Raw genomic sequence first — 20,522 nt, 5'->3', positions numbered from 1 at the left:
ACTTTATACTTTCTTATCCTGTAAAAAAGCCCTTGCGGAAATGGCAAGGGCTTTTGGAATGAAACTTAAGCCGGACCTGGAAATAAAATAAAAAAACAAAGGGTAATTAGGGGAGGAATTAAAATGTTTGCTTTAAGGGTCGACCATGAAATCGAGCTTCAGCTGTTTCAGCCCCACCATGCGGCCGAACTGTATTGGCTCATTGATACCAACCGAATTTATTTGCGTGAGTGGCTCCCTTGGGTAGACAATATGACCTCACCCGCGGACTACCAATCGATCATTCCGATGTGGCTCAAGCAGTTTGCCGACAATAATGGGTTTAATGCAGGCATCCGCTATAAAGGCCATCTTGCTGGCACAATTAGCTTGCATCAGATTGATTGGCGGAATTCACAGAGCAGCATTGGATATTACCTGGCTCTAAATGCACAAGGAAAAGGCATTATGACGCGCTCCGTCCAAGCTGTCCTGAATCACGCTTTTCATGACCTGAATTTGAACAGGGTGGAAATCCGCTGCGGGGCGGGCAATAAAAAAAGCAGGGCAATACCTGAACGCCTGGGCTTTATGCAAGAAGGCTGGATCAGGGACGGCGAAAACCTCTACGGCACTTTTCATGACCTCGTTGTATATGGAATGCTTTCACGTGAATGGGCCAACAGGGCTGTTTAATAGGAATGGAATTTTTTCCAGGCAAATTTTTCTCGAAAGCCTCATATACTATGTATCTTCTTCATAGGATATTATTAACTTAAATTACGTTCACTGTGATATAATTAAAGTTAAATTTGATAAGCTGAGGTGATATGATGGGGCAATCTATCGTATCGTTTTACTAACAGCCGCTGTTTGGGCGTCGTTTGTTTGCTTTATTGGATTTTAAGCGCTGGATTCAGAATGCTGTTTACCAATCTATAAAAATTTAAGAAACCAAAATTAGTGTTTGCGCGGCAAACTCAATTTTTAGTTTATCAGGAGGTGACTCCTTACCTGTAGAGATTTACAGGCTAAGGGAATCTATTTGGACATATTAAACTTGGTATGGATTGCCATTTTAATTGCTTTTACAGCATTTTTTGTTGTTTCAGAATTTGCGATTGTGAAAGTGAGAAGTTCCCGAATCGACCAGTTAATTGAAGAAGGCAGCAGAAGCGCTGTGGCGGCAAAAAAGGTCATTTCAAACCTGGATGAATACCTTTCGGCGTGCCAGCTTGGGATCACTGTTACCGCTTTGGGCATCGGCTGGCTGGGGGAATCGGCAGTCGCAAGCCTCTTAAGGCCCATATTCTCCAGATATGGGTTCCTTGAATCGGCAAGCACGGTCCTTTCTGTCGGCATTGCTTTCATCTTCATTACCTTTCTGCATGTCGTTGCCGGCGAGCTCGCTCCCAAGGCGCTCGCCATCCAAAAGGCAGAAACCGTTACACTGCTGGCTGCACGCCCGCTTCTCTGGTTTTATAAGCTCATGTTTCCTTTCATCTGGCTGCTGAATGGTTCAGCACGGATCCTCATCCGTTCCATTGGGCTGAAGCCTGTGTCGGAGCATGAACTTGCCCATTCGGAAGAAGAACTTCGCATCATTCTTTCTGAAAGCTTGAAAAGTGGCGAAATCAACCAATCAGAGTTTAAGTATGTGAATAAAATATTTGAATTTGATAACCGGATCGCGAAGGAAATCATGGTTCCGCGCACCGAGATTATTTCCATGTCCCAAGATGATACAATCGGAGCTTTTCTGGATATCGTCAAAGAAGAAAAGTTCACACGCTATCCTGTTATTGATGGAGATAAGGACCATATCATCGGGCTGGTCAACCTGAAAGAGGTAATGACCGATTTAATTGCCAACCCGGACATCAAAGGAAGGGCCCTTAAGGATTACAGCCGCCCGATTATACGAGTCATCGATACAATCGCCATCCATGACCTGCTTGTAAAAATGCAAAAAGACCGTATCCACATGGCGATTTTAATGGATGAGTACGGCGGCACCTCCGGACTAGTGACTGTAGAGGATATCCTTGAGGAAATTGTCGGAGAGATCCGCGACGAATTCGATATGGATGAGGTTCCAACCGTCCAAAAGATGAATGAAGGCCACTATATCATTGACGCCAAATACCTTGTCACCGAGCTCAATGAGCTTTTGGGAATCGAAGTGGAAGAAGGAGATTTCGATACAGTCGGGGGCTGGATCCTTACGGAAAACTTCGATGTAAAACAAGGCGACGTGATTGATTTTGCGAATTATTCATTTAAAATTCTGGAGATGGAAGAGCATCATATCAAATACCTCGAAGTAACGAAACAAGAACTTCCCGACCGGAACTTTGAACTGGCATCCCCGGAAAATCGCGACGAGACCTTTGCCATGACAAAAACGGAAGCCGTCTCATAAAAATACAGAAAAAAACACTGCACTTTATAGGATGCAGTGTTTTTTTCTTTGGGGATAAGCGGAGTGCCCCAATGATGAATGCCGCTTCAGGCATAGCTGGGACTGGATGCTAATTTAGGTTTTTGCTCACTTTCTTCTTGCCGATCCATTGCATCGACTCTTTATATTTCTGTTTGAGATTAACGGCAATATCGGTAGCAAGAAGCTCCAGGCCAATTGCTGTCAGGGAAAGGAAATTCGCATAATTTTTTTTCACTTCCCACTTCAGTTCATGCTTGCCGCAGATACTGTATTCATTCACATTTTCCATTTCCTCTTTGAGCATTAAGAGCCCAATTGCTTTTTCCTCTTCCGGAAGTTCCATGATCCGGTCTATTTTTTCAATATAAACAAGCGATTTTTCCATATTTTTATTAACTTCGTTATAGGTTTTTTTATCAATAAGGTTGTACTTCAGCTTAAAATCATTCAGGAGCTTTGCCGCATCATAGGTTGAATGGACGATTTCATCCCTGGTCATATAATCCGTCTCAAAGCTTAGCATGTATTTCCAGGAAGGCTGGGTAATTTGCCGGCGATGGTCTTCAATGGTATGGCATAGCTTCTTGTACCCATACTTTTCGGGATTCTCAAAGGCCGGGCTGGCTGGGTCAAGAAACGGGGCTAGCGGAGCAATGAAGTAAGAAAGCCGCTTGTCCTCCCCGCAAGCCAGATGGATTTGCTCACAGAAGTCGACATTCTTCAGAACACTGGGATAATCCTGATGGGGGATGCCGGACATAAAGAAAATATCAATTTTGGAACATTTATGCTTTAGTGCGGATTTCAGTGTTTCAATAACCTTATCGTTTGTACAATTGAATTTTCCGTTGTACCGGCGGATTTTTTCATCATGCGTTTCCAATGTCAGCTCAATGCTGTATTTGGGTACTACCCGGGAAATCTTTTCAAAAAAACTTTCATTGGCGTATTGAAAAAGTTCAAATACCAGTTCATTTTTAAGATTGATGGCGCCGAGCCTCTCAAGGAATTCATCCACATACTGTCTGCCTGCCTGGCGGATGTCATGAAGGATAAAGATCGGAGCCCTGCTGAAACGCTGTATGAATTGTATATCTTCCACCAATTTTTTCGGCGATCTCAGCGCCAGCCCCTTCCGGTTGCAATTATCCTTGTAGCTCTGCTTGGAACCTCCGCAAATCAGGCAGCTCTGCGTACACCCCTTTGCCGTGAGAATGGCTGTATTGGGGTACTGGAGCCACCCATTATAAGGAAGCGGGTCAAGAAAGTTCTTGTACTTGAAGACTGATTTTATCGCATACCGGTATCCCGGAATATCAAATTCATCGAGATTGTCAGGCACATGTGTCAGCGGATTGCAAACGGCCTGACCGTCCGCGTTCCTCCATGTGAGATTTGGGATGCCACCAAATTGGGAAGTGCCCGATTTCATCTGGTTCATTAATTGGAGCATCAATTTTTCAGTCGCATCCCCCCTCATGACAAAATCAATCTCAGGATACTGAATCAACTCCCGATGGTAATAGGTGGCCGATAGCCCGCCGAAAACAACTGGGGTTTCGGGATGAAGCTGTTTGACGATTCTTGCCACCTCAATGCTTCCGTGGGCATGCGGCAGCCAGTGCAAATCAATTCCAAAAGCCCTTGTTTTTATTTTCTTTAATTTTTTCTCTACATCGAAGTTTTCATCCATAAGCATCCGGTTCGCAAGATTAATGATCCTCACCCGCATTCCGTTCCGTTCCAAATATTCTGCTATGCTTGTCAGTCCGATAGGATACATTTCAAAGACAGGGGAAGACGGAACCACATCGCTGATTGGTCCGGCAAGCAATGGATTTTTCCGAAAGTCATAAACACTTGGGGCATGGAGCAATACTAAATCGTATTTCAAGGAAATCACCTCGGGATTATGTTTTATCAATAAATTCACTAAATAATTACACCCTAAATATAACTTCTTTTAAGTACATTTTTTCCAGGAATGACAACGATTTTGTGAACACCAGCCATATTTGAATTTTTTGTGTAACAGAAAAAGGATGAAAAAAAGGCTGCTGCAGCAGCCTTGTTCATCCTTTTTCTTCTTTTATCATTAACATTTCCTCTTCCACTCTGCCAAGCTTCACCAAATGCGAATCAAGCCTTTTATGAAGGTTTTTAAATTCATGCGTGTTTTTCTCATCGAGGTCTTTGACCACTTCTTTCAGGAAGTGTTCAATCTTGGCGCTTTGCATTTCTTCCATCCGTTCCAGCGCTTCCTTTATGTCGGTTATGTCAATTTGGTTGGAGGTCACCCGGTGCTCAATGCTGTCTACCTTCCMAAGCCTGTCCAGGCGTTTTTCAATCTTTTCCACTTTGGCCCCCATGACATCCATCATCTCTTTCAATTCCGCGAGTGATTCAACTAGCTGGTTTAATTTATTATCCATCGTTCGCTCCCCGTTTGCTTGTTTACGCTTATTTTAACACCACTCCCCTATTGTATATGTTACAAAAACAAGACAATATCCATCAAAGCATACCCTTTCGGAAAACTGTCACGTTTTCTCCACACTCGTACAAGACTCGAGCATTAATTTTGATTGAATTTTTGGACAATTAAACCGATGATGCTGTCATTGAGTTCATTTTTAAATTATAATGAAATTAGGAAAATAACTTGCCGGCCTTACGTGTAAGGCCGACTATAAGGAGGTAACAAACTGTGGATCCCCTCTTCGGCTTTCATCCTGCTTTTGCGCTGGCGGGGKTGTTGATTGGCGGATTGGTCATCTATATCATATTATTTAAATACCTTAGGCACTCCAATAAAGAAAAGGCGGTAAAAGCTGAAAAACCCATCAGGAAAAATTGTCCCCAGTCACAAACCTGGCCTATCATAGACCCATCAATCGAGGAGGTCGCCAAGGCCATCCGAACCTACTCTGAAAATCTACCTAAGGGCGTCTATCGAACCATCCTTGTCACAGAAGACAATCAAATTGACTTCCAGCAGCTCGCCCCCATTCTTGGGGGAATACCAGCCAAACCATTTTACATGTCGAAGGAAACCTACGAAGTATTCCCGGAACATGAAAAAGATATCCCTCCCATGATGGATATTGTACAAAGGGCCGTTGACTTATATGTTAAAGAGCAAAAGAAATACCCCATGCTTCCTTATGACCCGCTTCGAAGGGTGAATTATTACCAGCTCCTCCACGGACAATATCTTGATTCCATGCCTGAGATTGAATTGTACATCACCAGCTATGATGGCCTGGTCAGCCATCATAGGCCTTCCAGGAAACATGCAGGAGAATAAAAGCCCGTATACAGCAAAAAAGACAGTGATGCCAACCACTGTCTTTTTTCGGATGCAAAATCATTTGCCCTCTCTTAAGGCATCCTTAAGCGTATCCATAACGCTTGTCTCCGTAAGCTTCACGTTGGACCGGTAGGCACTGCGGCAAATAAGGTGCGCGGAAACAGGAGCAGTCAGGAAAACAAAGAAAATACCCAACAGCAGCCTGATACTAAATATTCCTTGAGTGATAACGAAAAAGAAAAGGGTGCCCACCAACGTAAATAACACGCCCAATGTCGCACTTTTGGAAGCCGCATGCGACCGCGTATACACATCGGGCAGCCTGACTAATCCAACGGCACTCAAAAAGCTCATGATTGTCCCTGCCAATATAAGTAAAGCTGGAATGATTTCACTTAGATCGTTTATGTTCAATGACAACACCCCTTTCCAGGAATCTGGCAAAAGCGATTGTTCCAATAAAAGAAAGGATCCCAATCAGCAAAATAACTTCAAAAAAGGCGGTTGTCCGAAGCAGGACCGAGGTGACGGCCACTCCTGAGATCAAGTTGATGCCGATTGAATCCAAAGCCTGCACACGATCCGACACTGACGGCCCCTTAACCAGGCGGTAAATGGTGGCCAGAATGGAAAGAGTCATAAAAACCAGCGCCGTAAACAATATTAACTTAAACACCCCGCGTCACCTTCTTTATCATCTTTTCAAATCTCTGTACTGATTTCTTCACAGACTCACTGGATTCAGGAATATCCATTGCATGGATAAAAAGCGTCTTTCCGTCCGGTGCGACTTCCACGACAACAGATCCCGGAGTCAAACTTAGCAATAGGGAGACCAGGGTGATTTCGAGGTCACCTTCCAAGTCGGTTTCCAATGTGAATATTCCTGGAGTAATGTTGATCCGGGGGCGTGTCACCTGACGGATCACAAGGATGCTGGAGCTGAACAATTCCTGAATGAAAACGAGGAAAAGCTGGAATATATTTAACACCGTTGTTAAATAGAACTTATCCGGAAGGAATCGGCGTATAACGAACAGGACAATGATCCCTACCAGATAGCCGCTTATGAAAGTCAATACACTCCAATCATCTTGGAGAAACATCCACAGCGTGGCAATTAACAGATTGATCAATACTTGCATGGGCAATGGAACCACCCCTTCCTACTATTTCCAAGACTGATTTATGCTAACGGGATTAAGAATTAGCCCCTTCCAAAAACAGCTTCGATGTACAGCAATGGATTCATCAAACTTTCGATCGCCAATTCTGCATAGGAATGAATCCCTTCCGCACCGACTCCGAGTCCGATTGTCAGAAGTGTAAGGAACGCAAGCGGGAACAGGATGCCTTTTGCCTCCCCCTTTTTTTCCTCATCTAGATAGGAATCACCCCAGAAGCCGTTCAGAAAAATCTTCATCACAGAGTAGAGCACCATCAGGCTTGTAAGAAGCCCAATGGCCCCAAGCCACAGAAAACCAGCTTCAAACGTTCCCTCCGTAATGAAAACCTTCCCGATGAAGCCGCTTAGCGGTGGAATCCCCGCGAGGGACAATGCCGCAATAAAAAACATCCACCCCAGGAATGGATAGGTCTGAATCAGTCCACTAATATCCTTCAGTTTTGAGGTACCGGCAAGAGTGATGACGGTCCCCCCTATGAGGAAGATAAGGGCTTTGATAATGATGTCATGAATAAGGTAGTACATGGAACCTGTAAGTCCTACTGAAGTGTTGGACGCAAGCCCCGCCAGGATCAACCCCACTCCCACAATTACATTGTAGGTGAGGATTTTCTTTATATCCCAGTATGCCACCGCACCAATTGCCCCCAATAACATCGTGGCTGCAGCCATGATGCCGATGATGAGATGGGTGATATCGGGTTCATGATAAAAGATGAGCGTGAAGACCCTTATAATGGAATAGATCCCCACCTTGGTTAACAGAGCCGCAAAGATAGCCGCGATCGCTGTCGGAGGCGCGCTGTAAGAGCCGGGCAGCCAAAAGAACAAAAATAATCCCGCTTTCAAACTGAATACAATCAGGAATAAAATCGCAATAGCTGTAAGGATGCCGTTTTGCCCTGCCTCAGCCACCCTTTCCGATAGGTGGGCCATATTCAATGTTCCCGTTGCAGCATATAAATAGGCAATGGCCACAAGGAAAAGGAAGGAGGATAAGATATTGATGAGCACATACTTAATCGACTCTCTCAATTGAATMCCCGTCCCGCCATGGGAAATCAGGACATAGGAGGAAATCAGCATTACTTCAAAGCAAACAAACAGGTTGAACATATCTCCTGTTAAAAAGGAGCCATTCACCCCGGTAATTAGGAATAAATACAAGGGGTAAAAGTAATGGGCTTCTCTCTCTTTCCCAATGGAGTAAAAGGCAAACACAAGGCATAAAAGTGATACAATGCTGGTTGTCAAAAGAAGCAGTCCGGAAAACATGTCAGCGACCATGCTCACCCCAAACGGAGCCTCCCAGCCCCCCAATTGGAGGGTCTGGATGCCATTGTTTTTTATTTGAACCATCAAGACAAGAGATACTGCTCCTGTTGCTCCAAGTGCGGCGACACTTAAAAAGCGCTGCACCACTGCTTTTCTCCTGAAAGCTACCATTAATAATCCTGTAATCAACGGGATTAAAATTGGCATTATAACTAAATTATTCATTTTCATTACCTCTCATTTGTTCCGTGTCATCCGTACCCAGAACTTTATAAGCACGGTAGCTCAGAACCAGGAATAGAGCTGTCGTAGCGAAACTTATTACAATCGCTGTAAGGATCAGTGCCTGGGGAAGGGCGTCCGTGAAGGATAAGGCATCGAGCCCCAGGAGGGGGGGCCCTCCTGTTTTTACCCCGCCCATTGTCAGGATCAGCAGGTTGACACCATGGCTGATGACCGAAGTGCCCAGGATAATCCTCAATAAACTCTTCGTCAAAACCAGATAAGTTCCAATGGCAAATAAGACTCCAATAAGAATAGACATAACCGTTTCCATCTCTTATCGGTCCTCACTTATGCTGCTGATAATGGTAATGGCCGTTCCTATGACCGCCATTGCGACGCCTATATCAAACAGAACAGCGGTGGCGAGTTCGGTTTTCCCAAAGAGCGGAAGTTGGAAATAATCGAAAGCCTGAGTCAGGAACGGTTTGTCAAACATAATTCCCCCGATTCCGGTAAAAACGGAAATGAGAACCCCCACTGCCGTTACCGCTTTGAAATCGACCGGTATATTTTCCCGGACCGTTTCGATGTCGTAACACAGGAATAGCAGCGTCAGAGCGGAAGCAAATGCCAGACCCCCAATAAACCCTCCACCCGGATTATGGTGACCCGAGAAAAAGAGGTTAATGGCGAACGTAAGAATAATGAGGACGGCCACCTTTGTCACACTCCGCAAGATGACATCATTCGGTTCTTTCATCCTATCCCCTCCCCTTTATTTCAAATTTTATTAGTAAATAGACGCCCAGAGCGGCAATGCACAGGACAAAAATCTCCAACATCGTATCAATTCCCCGAAAATCGACCAAAATTGCATTTACGATGTTTCTTGCCCCAGCAAGTTCGTACGAATTCTCATAATAGCCTGCAATTGGTTCAAACAGCCTGTTCCCGTCGGCCGACAGCGCAAACAATGTCACAACTGCCCCCACACCAACTGAAATCACTAAATTCAGCGGCTTAAACGGTACCCGGCCGTTGCCTTTGAAATATTTCGGCAAATGGTAAAAACACAATAAGAACAATGCCGTTGTCACGGTTTCCACGACCAGCTGGGTAAGCGCAAGGTCAGGCGCTCTAAAACTAACGAAGAGCATGGAAACAAGATAACCTAATCCTCCAAGGGCAATGATCGCGGTAAGCCTTGAACGTGACAGGACTATCGTAAAAGCCACTATGACCATTGCAACAATCAATGCCCACTCGTAAATGGTGATTGGCGCATCATTGGCAGGATTATACGATATAGCATTCAAGGATAGAAGACTTCCCCCCACCATGATAATTAAAAATCCAAAGATGTAGATGAGATAATCCCGTATATACCCGGTCATGTACCGGTTTGTCAGTGATCGGGATACCCCTTCTCCTCCCTCAAGGAAATTATTATAAAAGTGATTCAAGGTAAGGTTCTCCGGATAATACCTGTAAATCCCCTTCCACTTTTTCAAAGTGAGATACAGGACCAATCCCAGAAGTACTACGCCTATTGTCATGAACAACTCGGCATTAAAGCCGTGCCAGGCACTGATTTTTATATCTATCAGGCTGTCTTGTGCCAAAGAGGGCAGGACAGCGGCAACCGCAGGCTTTAATAAGTAATCGGAAAGGATATTCGGGAAAAAGAAAATCAATACCACAAGCGATGCCAGTATGGCCGGGGAAATCAGCATCCCAATCGGAGGTTCATGCGCGATTTTGTCCAGCCTGTCGGGCTTGTACTTCCCAAAAAACGTTTTAAAAACGAGAATCATGCTATATATGAAAGTGAACACACTCGCAATCCAGGCAATGACCGGAACCAATATACCCAAGGATTCCATATTGAACACAGACATGTTGGAAGCATTCAGAACAGCTGTGAAGAACATTTCCTTGCTTAAAAAGCCATTGAAAGGCGGCAGTCCAGCCATGGAAAAAGACCCAATGAGCGTCAATGTGAAGGATATCGGCATGAGATTGATCAATCCCCCCAGCCTTCTGATATCGCGGGTGCCTGTCTCATGGTCAATGATTCCGACGACCATGAACAGACTTCCTTTGAAAGTAGAGTGATTAACCAAATGAAAAATGGCCGCAAGAGTGGCAACAGAATATAATGCCGATTCTTCTCCTGCACCAAAATATATCGCAGAAGACCCGAGACCAAACAGACTCATAATCAGTCCTAATTGGCTAATGGTTGAAAAAGCGAGCAGCGCTTTTAGGTCCGTCTGTTTGACGGCATTTATCGATCCGTAAAGCAGAGTGATGATTCCTGCAGCCGAAACAAGCCAAAACCATTCTGCTGTCCCGCCAAATATCGGAGTAAAACGGGCAACCAGGTAGATTCCCGCTTTTACCATTGTGGCTGAATGCAAATAGGCACTGATTGGGGTAGGAGCTTCCATGGCATCCGGCAGCCAAATGCTGAATGGAAACTGGGCGGACTTTGTAAAGGCTCCGATAAGGATTAAAAACATAGCCGGCAGGAAGAAGGCATGGGAATGGATCAATTCGATTTGGCCGATCATTTCACGTATGCTGTACGTGTCTGTGATCATCGAGAGCATAATCAAGCCTGCAAGCATGGAAAGCCCGCCAAAGATGGTAATCAACATTGACTTCTGTGCCCCGTAGCGCGACCTTTCCCGCTGATACCAGTAGGCAATCAACAGGAATGAAGAAATGCTTGTCAATTCCCAGAATACATATAGAACCATTACATTATCCGAAAACACTACCCCAAGCATCGCCCCCATGAACAGAAGGATGTACACATAGAAATTATGCAGTGCTTCTCTGTGCTTCGATAAGTAATAGATCGAATAAAGAATAACCAGAGCCCCAATGCCGCTGATCAACAAACCGAATATCAGGCTTAGCCCATCAATATAGGTTGAATAGTTTATGCCAAAAGAAGGCATCCACGGAACGTCGACCTGGATGGTCCTTCCCTGGGATATTCCCGGAATGTACCTCAGCAAGTATAAAAATATGGTCAATGGAACGAACAGGACAAACCAACCGGTATGTATTCGGGGAGTGAACATCTTATATAAAAATGGGACCAGCAAAGCAAATGCAAAAGGGATTAAAATCATGATGTGCAGTACAGACATGCATGTCCCCTCCTTCTCTAAAATTTTTAGTTTTGGAATTTCTCCATCTCCAGCTTTTATAGGAATACCGGGAAATCTTCGCAACCGGGATTGACTCCAGTGGTGGCATAAGATATAGTCATACATAGTCTAATTTATCAACAGTTTTTATATAAATATGTGTTATATACTTCACATCTATTCCGAGGTGAACTTTACATGAAAAAAGTCAAAGGCCGTATGGATGAAAGCATACTCGTCTGTGTCTATTACGGACCGAATGGAGAACGACTTATTCAGCGCGGCTGCAAAATCGCCAGTATGCTTGACTGCCCTCTTTATATATTGACGATTGACCCAAAGCCTTTTAGTGAAATGGATGCCGAAAAATCCCATTATATTTCCACCTGGAAACAGCTTGCAGATGCCCATGGTGCCGATGCCTTCATTTTAAAGGATGATGAGAAAAGACCAATCTCAAAGGTCATCGCTGAAGTTGCAAGGGAAAAGCACATCACTCAAATCATTCTTGGCCAAACTGCACAAAGCAGGTGGGAACAAATTGCAAAAGGTTCCATCATTAACACTTTATTGCGTGAGATTCCGTTTGTGGATCTGCATATTATATCAGTAGCCCGCTCTCTCAGGGACCAGGAAGGCCAATTTGAAAAAGGTGTGCGCGCCTATCTTGTCCAGGACGGGGAGCAGTATCGAGTCATTTTCAAGCATACAAAGAATGTCCTATACGAAGGGATTTTTTTTAAGGACTTGGGAACAGATTTCAACACTGGGATTTTCAAATTCATGAAGGATAAGAAAACATTGCAGGTTCAAGTAATCGAGGACATTGTTACAGACTTGACCAATGTTGACATGCGTTCTGCATTTGATGAAGAGGATAACTAAATTCCAATGTCAGTACCCCTCCAGCCTTCCGCTGGAGGATTTTTTTATAGATTCACATCAACTTTGACAAGTTTTTTGTCTTCCTTGTCTATGCCGATATATCTAAGCGTATCACCTGGCGTATGGTGGTTATATATGAACATTAAAATGGAAATCGCTATTCCTTTTCGATAAGCATGGTATCCAAACGTTTTTCTCAGAGTATGGGTGCCAACTTTCCCCTCAACCCCCACTTTTCTTGCCGCATTATGAATGATTCTGTATGCCTGCTGACGAGAAATGGGCAGATTATCCTTTTTTGATTTGAATAAATAATCACTGTCCCTCAAGTCATGCTGGTGCAGGTAACTCTCCAGCTCTTGTTTAATATTTTCATTAAGAAAGAATGCTTTTGTTTCTTTACCCTTCCCATCCTTGATATACAGGAATTCCTTCACGGATTTTCCATCCCATACATCGGAAACTTTCAATGAAAGCAAATCACTGACCCTTATTCCAGTATTTATTCCAAAAACAAAAAGCAATACATCCCGCTGGGAATTTTTCCTTAATTCCTTTTTAATTGCATTAATGTTTTTAATGTCTTTAATGGGATCGACAAATTCCATGGGAATGCCCTCCTTGCAAGGCCCAATGATGTTACACAAATATATCCTAACAAACATTATGTAACGTTTCAACTCTGGCACATCTGATGGATTCATCAATTTCTTCCAGGTGTCCTGCCTTTATAAGCTAATTTGATAAAAAAAAGACATTGTGGCCGAAACCGCAATGTCCTATCCAATCCATCATTAATATTCTACATCCAGGCTGCCAATAGGAAAGGCGGAGGAACTCACCTGGCTTCCTACAAATATTTCCTGTGTACGCCTTTGCCATCGTAAGTGAACAGCATGGCTCTCCCCTCGACCATGGTTTCAATGTGGGCTTTTCTTCCCCAGAGCTGATGGATATACGGAAGCACTTTTTCAAGGTATTTAATATCCAGTTCGATGCCCTCAAAGCTGTGCTTAATGTACAGTTCCCCGTTCTTCTGATAATCGCCGTCCGTTACCATCAAATACGGGAAGCCTCCGTTGACCCTCATTCCGACAAGCTGGTCGCGGACTTCCTCCCAGTCTTTATCGACAATTTTATATTCCTTGCCCTGCTTTTGGAACAGGTACATATCTTCCCTGAAAACCAGATCCTTTGTCAAATAATTGCGGAGGAACGATATGTCTGATTCGATTTCCCTTACCTCGAACATTTTCTCACGGCCAGAGCCAGGGACGACTCCCCGCTTTTTCATTTCTTCCGTTGGATTGTTATACCGTTCTTCGATATCCTCAAAAATTTTCAGTCCAAGATAATATGGGTTGATTCCCGTTTTTGATGGCTGCACGACGCCCGCATTCAATTTGGCAAATTCAATGGCTTCGCCGGTGGTTAAATCCATTTCCCTCAATATTCGCTGATGCCAGTAGGAAGCCCAGCCTTCGTTCATGATTTTTGTTTCCAGCTGGGGCCAAAAATAAAGCATCTCTTCCCGCATCATCGTCAAAATATCACGCTGCCAGTCGGTAAGTTCCCGGCTGTACGATTCAATGAATAGCAGCAAGTCCTTCTCGGGCTGAGGCGGAAATTTCTTCATTTTCTTTTTCTTGTCCACAGGCTTTTTCGGTGCATCCAGATTCCATAAATCATCATAGGGACTTGCGGTTTGGTGTTCGTCCTCTTCATACTCAATATCTTCCATTGTCCAACTCAGTTTCGGCCGCATCAAGGATGGGTCAATATGCTCTTCAATAGCTAAAACGGCGTCAAGGAATGTCTCCACTTCCTGCTTCCCGTGTTCAATCTCATACCTTCTGATCCGCTCGGCTGTAGCTGCCATGCTTTCCACCATATCCCGTTTCGTATTTTGGAACCGGACATTGTTCTTGAAGAAGTCACAATGGGCCAGTACGTGGGCCACAATCAGCTTATTTTGAATCAAGGAGTTGGAATCAAGCAGAAAGGCATAACAAGGATTGGAGTTAATCACCAATTCATAAATTTTCGAGAGGCCTAAATCATAATGCAGCTTCATTTTGTAAAATTGCTTCCCAAAGCTCCAATGAGAAAATCGGGTCGGCATTCCATATGCACCAAAAGTGTAAATGATATCGGCAGGACAAATTTCATATCTCATCGGGKAAAAATCAAGCCCGAATCCCCGGGCAATGTCGGTTATGTCGGAAATGGCCTGCTGCAAAGCCTTATTTTCATCAAACACCCGTCTCTCCCCCTTCCTTTCTACAATGTATGAAATAAAAGCGGGATTGATGAGCAGGCTTTATACCTCAATATAAAAACTCCATTTAAATTATTTTATACAGGCAGAATTTGAAAAGCCTTCAATCACGGCACGACCAAGTTTTTCACAAACGATTTTGCAGGCGGCGTCATATACTATATTCAACTCCTCGATGGGCAAGGAGGAAAGAAAATGAATAAAGCGGATTATGATTGTGCGCTATACTATACGCACCGCTCCCAATGGGACAATTTATTGATCCTGATGGTAAGGACAGAGGACCATTTTTTGGCTAAGAAAATTGAGCATTTCCTGCACGCCTACAACTTCGAGAAAGATTATTCGGTCATAGAAAAACATCTGTATTCCCTGCTTCGGTATATCGACCATGCAAATGAAACACAGGATGCCGGCTTTCCGGAACCGTTAGCGAACAATCTGGAATAGCCCGGCACACCTTCCACCAATAATTGCACGGCACTTACTAAAGTGCCGTGTTTCTGTGAACATACACTGGAAAATCCCTGACGATAAAAAAATGGAGCTGGCCAGCCAGCTCCATTTTCCTCTTAATTATTCTTGCATGCTTCCATTTTTTGTTCGACAAGCTCCATAAAATCCTTCTCAATTCTTTGGAGTTTCTGTTTGCTGTCGGTAAGGCTTTTATCTTTGACACCGAAATAAAACTTGATTTTCGGTTCTGTTCCGGATGGACGCAGACACACCCAGGACCCGTCTTCAAGGAAATATTTAAGGACATTGGATTTTGGCAGCTCCATGCGTTCTTCAGTGCCGTCCGCAGTCTTTCTGATACCGGTCTGATAATCTTCAACTGCCGCAACCTTGACGGAACCAAGGCTGGTCAGAGGCTCTGAGCGGAAGGCAGCGAGCGTCTGCTGGATCAGCTCTGCCCCCTCCTTGCCCTTGAGGGTCAAGGAACGCAGGCCTTCCTGGAAATATCCATACTTCTCAAATACACTGAGGAGAGCTTCGTAGAGGGACATTCCTTGTTTCTTATAGTAAGCACATACTTCCACAGCGAGAACGGCCGCCTGGACAGCATCCTTGTCACGGGCAAAGTCTCCGATTAAATAGCCATAACTTTCTTCATAGCCAAACAGGAACTTACGCTCTCCTGTTTGGTCATAGCCATTGATCTTCTCAGCAATGAATTTAAAGCCCGTTAAAACATCAATTGTCTCAATGCCAAAGGATGCCGCGATCTCCCTGCCAAGCTCTGACGTTACAATGGTTTTCAAAACGATACCATTGGAAGGGAGCGTACCCTTCTGCTTTTTCTGGGTCAGGATGTAATCAAGCAGGAGCGAACCTGTTTGATTTCCCGTTAAAACGGTATATTTACCTTCATCATCCTTAACCGCAATCCCAAGCCGGTCGGCATCAGGGTCTGTCGCGATCAGGATATCGGCGTCTATTTTTTCCCCTTCTCCGATCGCCAGCTCAAATGCGGCATGTTCTTCCGGATTTGGGCTGGACACAGTGGAAAACTGGGGATCAGGCTGCTCCTGTTCCTTCACCACGGTCACATGCTGGTAGTTCATCGCTGCCAGGCCTTCGCGCACCGGCAGATTCGCAGTGCCGTGAAGGGGGGTGAAGACAACCTTGACATCAGTCTCCTCTGCAAGGTTCGGATTTTCCGAAATGGTCAGCAGGTTTTCGAGGTAAGCCTTGTCCACTTCTTCGCCGATCATTTTGATCAGGCCTTTTTCTTTCAGTTCATTCTCTGCTCCAGCATCAATGCTCAGCTCATTTTCGATTTGATTGACTTTGGCGATGACTTCATCCGCGCTCTCTGGAGGAAGCTGGCCACCGTCCGGCCCATACACTTTATATCCGTTATACTCGGGCGGATTATGGCTTGCCGTAACCACAATGCCGGCAAAAGCATTCAGATGGCGGACCGCGAAACTTAAGACCGGTGTCGGCCTTAACGACTCGAATACGTATGTAGTGATGCCTCTTGCTGCCAGCGTCCTTGCGGCTTCCATTGCGAATTCCGGCGACTTATGGCGGGAATCGTAAGCAATGGCCACGCCGCGCTGTTTTGCCGCATCCCCCTGCTCTTCAATAAAAGCTGCCAAACCGGCAGAAGCTTTTCGGACAGTATAAATGTTCATCCGGTTGGTCCCAGCTCCAATTTCTCCCCGCATCCCACCGGTTCCGAATTCCAAATCCTTATAGAAAGCTTCTTCTAGTTCCTTCTCGTTTCCTTTTAATTTTTCGAGTTCCATTTTCAGCTCGGAATCAAGCTCGCTGAATTTAAGCCATTTTTGTGCCTTGTTTTTCCACTCCATGATTAACCTCCATAATATATATATGTTTATCTGTCCATTATAATATAATCACAAGGTTTACGAGCCTTTACTTTCTGACATAATTCGAGTCCGTTGGACATAGAGCATCAAAGATTTCTTTTTTTATTTTTATATTCCACTTTAAACAGATCATGCCGGCGGTCAAGAAGCTGCCGGACAGTGCCTTCCATCCGCTGGCGGCGGAGAATTTCCAGGTCGACATCCCCTATCAGCACCATTTCAATATTGGCGTTGGTCTCTCCCACAATCCCGTCGCGGGCAAATTCGAAATCCGATGGTGCGAATATGCCCGATTGGGCGTATTGGATATCCATATTCTCCGTTTGCGGCAGGTTTCCGACCGTTCCTGAAATAACTGTATATACCTGATTTTCAACAGCACGTGCCTGAGCACAATAGCGCACGCGCAAATACCCTTGGCGGTCTTCCGTGCAGAATGGGGTGAATATAATCCTCGCCCCCATGTCGGTTGCGATCCTTGCCAGCTCAGGAAACTCAATGTCATAGCAGATTTGGATGGCTATTTTTCCGCAATCGGTATCAAAAACACGAATATCATTCCCAGGGCTTATCCCCCACCATGAGCGTTCATTGGGAGTGATATGAAGTTTATACTGCTTTTCAATCGTTCCATCCCTGCGGAAAAGATAGGCAATATTGTAGATTTCATCATTGTCTTCCTTAACAAAATGCGACCCGCCGATAATATTGACGTTATAGCGTACAGCCAGCATAGTAAACAGTTCAATATACTGCTCGGTAAAATCAGTCAGCTTCCTTACCGCAAGTGCAGGGGACTTTTCATTTAGGAAAGACATTAGCTGGGTGGTAAATATTTCCGGGAACACAGCAAAATCCGAACCAGCATCTGAGGCAACATCCGTAAAATACTCGACCTGGCTCGCGAAATCCTCAAAGGAGTTGATCTGCCGCATCATATATTGGACCACGCATATCCGCACAGGGTTGCTCGTTTTAAAGAACCGCTTCGATTTTGGAAGATAATCGACATTGTTCCATTCCATCAGCGTGGCATATTTATTGGACGATTTATCATCCGGCAGGTAGTTCCGGTTGATCCGCATAAGCGTAAAGCCATTTCTAAGCTGGAATGTCAATACAGGATCATAGAGCCGGTGGGTCGTAACCTGCTCAACATACTCCCTTGGGGACATTTGATCGGCAACCTGGTGGTAATTTGGGATGCGCCCTCCGATAATGATGCTTTTTAAGTTCATTTGCCTTGCCAGCTCTTTCCTGGCCTCATACAAACGCTGGCCTACTTTCATTTTTCGGTAGGCTGGGTGGACCATGACCTCGATGCCGTACAGGTTATACCCGTTGTGATTGTGGTTGGTTATATAGCCATTGTCGGTAACATCATCCCATGTATGCCTGTCATCATATTCATCAAAATTAATAATCAGGCTTGAACAGGATCCAATAACTTCTCCATCAAACTCGGCAACAAACTGGCCCTCCGGAAATATTTCGAGATGGCTCTCCAATTGGTCCCGTTCCCAAGGAATCATCCCGGGAAAACAGAACCTCTGCATATCAATGATACTGCCAATATCACCGGGCCGCATGTTGCGGATAATCATTTTTTTCTCAAATTTGCTCAAATCAAGTTCTGACATCCGTGCATCTCCTTTTGGACAATAATGGAATCTTTACATTTTAGATGTATAATCCCTTTATACCCAAAATTATGCTAAATAGTAACTTGGAGAATCAGGAAACTTATTGGCCTGAAAACAATAAAAAGGCACCTGCGGAATGCAAGTGCCTATGCAAGGATACTATTGGCTGCTTTTGTGTACATGCTGATATAATCTTCTTTAATGGATGCCGCGTCCAGGAAGTGCTGATATTGAAACGGAAAATAGATTCCAAACTCCCTGAGGACATCGGCATTTTTTTGGAACACGGTCCGGTACCGCTCTGATGCCTGACGTGTTTCCAAAATGGATATCAAGGTCTGCAGACTTGTGATGACCCGAAAGGCATCTCCAAGCGTGCTGAAGTTTTCAAAATGATGGCGGGTTGTATGTAACACCTCAAGCCGTTCAAACTCCCTGATATCTTCATCTGTAAAATATAATGGCAACACTTCGCAATAAAAATGCCGGGCAAGCTCTTCTACCTTCTCTTCCTGTCCTGGAGTTGATGCAAAAACAATTTTCAATGATGAACCCACCTTTTATCTAAACCTTTATTCACCTCTATATATATACCATTAGAATAACATAGAGTCGTGATGCTAAATGGTGGTAATTATGACCATGGCTGCGGTAAAAGTTGACAAGAAAGCCCTTCTCTCACAGACAGGATGGAAGGAATCATAAAAGTCCGCTACAATATGGAAATAACACTATCTTAAAGGAGAACACTTCATGATAAAAACCTCAAAAAAAGGGACATGGTATGAAATCATCGTCCCGGAACATTGGTCTTCCTTCAGCCTGGATCATTTATTTCGAAGTGTGTGGAAAGCTCCAAAAAAAACAATTCATTCTCTCAGGATCGGGAAGAATGTACTGCTGAATAGCGCGGCTCCGGATTGGACAAGACCCCTGTCTCCTGGTGACCGGCTGCAAATCAATGCATTCTGTCCTGAAGAGCCAAGTGCCATCCCTGCTTTTCATGAAATTGATGTTTTATATGAAGACGACCATCTCCTTATTTTAAATAAGCCTCCCGGCATGGCAACCCATCCTAATGAGCCTGGCCAAACCGACACCCTGGCCAATGCCGCTGCCTTCCATGTGCAGTCGGAAGGATTTTTACTGAATGTCCGTCACATCCACAGGCTGGACCGCGATACCTCGGGAGCCGTCCTGTTCGCGAAAACCTCTTTCGCAGGAGCCATACTGGACAAAATGCTTGAAGAGCGGAAAGTGAAAAGGACCTATCTTGCTTTGGTGGATGGACTTCTGAAAACCAGGAAAGGCACAATCAACCGGCCAATCGGCAGGGACCGGCATCATCCTGTCAGGAGGAGGGTTTCAAAAACGGGACAGACCGCCATAACTCACTTTGAAGCTGCAGCATGGCTAAAAAAAGAACAGCAGACACTTGTCCGCTGTTCACTTGAGACAGGGCGCACCCACCAAATCCGCGTCCACCTCAGCGACCTCGGATACCCGCTGGCTGGTGACAAGCTTTACGGCGGCAGCGGCATTTACAGCAGGCAGGCCCTCCATGCCGTAAAACTGGAGTTGATCCATCCCTTTACTCAAGAATTGATCGTCTGCCATGCCCCGTTTATGGATCAGCCCCCCATTTTTAACGGTGTGGACCCTTATTCTTTTTAAGGTTCATGAGAAAAGGTAAGTGCCTTTGGGCAAATTTGGATTATTTCTGTTAGGAGGTGCTTGGTCTCAGTGACCTTTTTGACGGGTGGCTGCGGATTTTGGGCACTGACACGAGCTCTCAGTG

At 44.7% G+C, this 20,522-nt stretch carries 20 protein-coding genes; 6 read left to right on the top strand and 14 right to left on the bottom strand.

Features of this window, described 5'->3' with window-relative positions; genetic code table 11:
* Positions 1 to 123: 123 nt before the first annotated feature.
* Together ADU22_RS08595 and ADU22_RS08590 are read left to right on the top strand one after the other, a co-directional pair.
* A complete protein-coding gene (locus ADU22_RS08595) occupies positions 124 to 675 on the top strand; it encodes a GNAT family N-acetyltransferase (protein ID WP_053361773.1) in 552 nt (183 codons plus the stop codon).
* 349 nt (positions 676 to 1,024) lie between these two features.
* Positions 1,025 to 2,401, top strand: a complete 1,377-nt coding sequence (locus ADU22_RS08590) for a hemolysin family protein (protein WP_053361772.1) — start codon at positions 1,025 to 1,027, stop codon at positions 2,399 to 2,401.
* A gap of 109 nt (positions 2,402 to 2,510) precedes the next feature.
* On the opposite strand, the gene ADU22_RS08585 is transcribed toward ADU22_RS08590, so the two are convergent.
* Entirely contained in the window at positions 2,511 to 4,355 is a 1,845-nt protein-coding gene (locus ADU22_RS08585; RefSeq protein ID WP_231687856.1) for a TIGR04190 family B12-binding domain/radical SAM domain protein, read from the bottom strand.
* A gap of 139 nt (positions 4,356 to 4,494) precedes the next feature.
* Positions 4,495 to 4,854: a hypothetical protein gene (locus tag ADU22_RS08580; protein WP_053361771.1), complete on the bottom strand. Its 360-nt coding sequence runs from the start codon at positions 4,852 to 4,854 to the stop codon at positions 4,495 to 4,497.
* Positions 4,855 to 5,129: 275 nt separating this feature from the next.
* Here ADU22_RS08580 and ADU22_RS08575 point away from each other — a divergent pair, with 275 nt between their 5' ends.
* Positions 5,130 to 5,729, top strand: a complete 600-nt coding sequence (locus ADU22_RS08575) for a DUF3939 domain-containing protein (protein WP_053361770.1) — start codon at positions 5,130 to 5,132, stop codon at positions 5,727 to 5,729.
* Between the two features lie 60 nt (positions 5,730 to 5,789).
* Here ADU22_RS08575 and mnhG read toward each other — a convergent pair whose 3' ends face one another.
* From mnhG to ADU22_RS08540, 7 genes are read right to left on the bottom strand one after another with little or no spacing between them, the layout of a single operon-like run.
* Positions 5,790 to 6,146, bottom strand: coding sequence for a monovalent cation/H(+) antiporter subunit G (gene mnhG / locus ADU22_RS08570; protein ID WP_053361769.1), 357 nt, complete (start codon positions 6,144 to 6,146; stop codon positions 5,790 to 5,792).
* Complete coding sequence (locus ADU22_RS08565) at positions 6,124 to 6,372, bottom strand: Na(+)/H(+) antiporter subunit F1 (RefSeq protein WP_053364508.1); 249 nt, start codon at positions 6,370 to 6,372, stop codon at positions 6,124 to 6,126. The genes mnhG and ADU22_RS08565 overlap by 23 nt, the downstream gene beginning before the upstream one ends.
* A 28-nt stretch (positions 6,373 to 6,400) precedes the next feature.
* Complete coding sequence (locus ADU22_RS08560) at positions 6,401 to 6,883, bottom strand: Na+/H+ antiporter subunit E (protein WP_197280036.1); 483 nt, start codon at positions 6,881 to 6,883, stop codon at positions 6,401 to 6,403.
* A gap of 56 nt (positions 6,884 to 6,939) precedes the next feature.
* Positions 6,940 to 8,418, bottom strand: coding sequence for a Na+/H+ antiporter subunit D (locus ADU22_RS08555; RefSeq protein WP_053361768.1), 1,479 nt, complete (start codon positions 8,416 to 8,418; stop codon positions 6,940 to 6,942).
* Entirely contained in the window at positions 8,411 to 8,749 is a 339-nt protein-coding gene (locus ADU22_RS08550; RefSeq protein ID WP_053361767.1) for a Na(+)/H(+) antiporter subunit C, read from the bottom strand. The genes ADU22_RS08555 and ADU22_RS08550 overlap by 8 nt, the downstream gene beginning before the upstream one ends.
* A 3-nt stretch (positions 8,750 to 8,752) precedes the next feature.
* Entirely contained in the window at positions 8,753 to 9,178 is a 426-nt protein-coding gene (locus tag ADU22_RS08545) for a Na(+)/H(+) antiporter subunit B (protein ID WP_053361766.1), read from the bottom strand.
* 1 nt (position 9,179) lies between these two features.
* Positions 9,180 to 11,579, bottom strand: a complete 2,400-nt coding sequence (locus tag ADU22_RS08540; protein WP_053361765.1) for a Na+/H+ antiporter subunit A — start codon at positions 11,577 to 11,579, stop codon at positions 9,180 to 9,182.
* A 198-nt stretch (positions 11,580 to 11,777) separates the two neighbouring features.
* On the opposite strand from ADU22_RS08540, the gene ADU22_RS08535 reads away from it, so the two are divergent.
* A complete protein-coding gene (locus tag ADU22_RS08535; protein ID WP_053361764.1) occupies positions 11,778 to 12,464 on the top strand; it encodes a universal stress protein in 687 nt (228 codons plus the stop codon).
* Positions 12,465 to 12,508: 44 nt separating this feature from the next.
* Here ADU22_RS08535 and ADU22_RS08530 read toward each other — a convergent pair whose 3' ends face one another.
* Together ADU22_RS08530 and ADU22_RS08525 are read right to left on the bottom strand one after the other, a co-directional pair.
* Positions 12,509 to 13,072 carry a tyrosine-type recombinase/integrase gene (locus ADU22_RS08530; protein ID WP_053361763.1) on the bottom strand — a complete coding sequence of 188 codons (564 nt, stop codon included), beginning with the start codon at positions 13,070 to 13,072 and terminating at the stop codon, positions 12,509 to 12,511.
* Positions 13,073 to 13,314: 242 nt separating this feature from the next.
* Positions 13,315 to 14,724, bottom strand: a complete 1,410-nt coding sequence (locus ADU22_RS08525) for a SpoVR family protein (RefSeq protein WP_053361762.1) — start codon at positions 14,722 to 14,724, stop codon at positions 13,315 to 13,317.
* Positions 14,725 to 14,937: 213 nt separating this feature from the next.
* On the opposite strand from ADU22_RS08525, the gene ADU22_RS08520 reads away from it, so the two are divergent.
* On the top strand, positions 14,938 to 15,192 hold the full coding sequence (locus ADU22_RS08520) for a YhdB family protein (protein WP_053361761.1): 255 nt from the start codon (positions 14,938 to 14,940) through the stop codon (positions 15,190 to 15,192).
* Between the two features lie 122 nt (positions 15,193 to 15,314).
* Here ADU22_RS08520 and ADU22_RS08515 read toward each other — a convergent pair whose 3' ends face one another.
* From ADU22_RS08515 to ADU22_RS08505, 3 genes are all read right to left on the bottom strand, one after another.
* Complete coding sequence (locus ADU22_RS08515) at positions 15,315 to 17,060, bottom strand: phospho-sugar mutase (RefSeq protein ID WP_053361760.1); 1,746 nt, start codon at positions 17,058 to 17,060, stop codon at positions 15,315 to 15,317.
* A gap of 107 nt (positions 17,061 to 17,167) precedes the next feature.
* Positions 17,168 to 18,721: a bifunctional GNAT family N-acetyltransferase/carbon-nitrogen hydrolase family protein gene (locus ADU22_RS08510; protein WP_053361759.1), complete on the bottom strand. Its 1,554-nt coding sequence runs from the start codon at positions 18,719 to 18,721 to the stop codon at positions 17,168 to 17,170.
* A 149-nt stretch (positions 18,722 to 18,870) separates the two neighbouring features.
* Complete coding sequence (locus tag ADU22_RS08505; RefSeq protein WP_053361758.1) at positions 18,871 to 19,269, bottom strand: YhcU family protein; 399 nt, start codon at positions 19,267 to 19,269, stop codon at positions 18,871 to 18,873.
* A 208-nt stretch (positions 19,270 to 19,477) separates the two neighbouring features.
* On the opposite strand from ADU22_RS08505, the gene ADU22_RS08500 reads away from it, so the two are divergent.
* Positions 19,478 to 20,398 carry an RluA family pseudouridine synthase gene (locus ADU22_RS08500; RefSeq protein WP_053361757.1) on the top strand — a complete coding sequence of 307 codons (921 nt, stop codon included), beginning with the start codon at positions 19,478 to 19,480 and terminating at the stop codon, positions 20,396 to 20,398.
* Positions 20,399 to 20,522 lie beyond the last annotated feature (124 nt).

It is taken from the genome of Bacillus sp. FJAT-27251 (genome assembly GCF_001273925.1).
Lineage (GTDB): Bacteria > Bacillota > Bacilli > Bacillales > Cytobacillaceae > Mesobacillus_B.
This window is presented reverse-complemented; position numbering and strand designations above follow the sequence as displayed.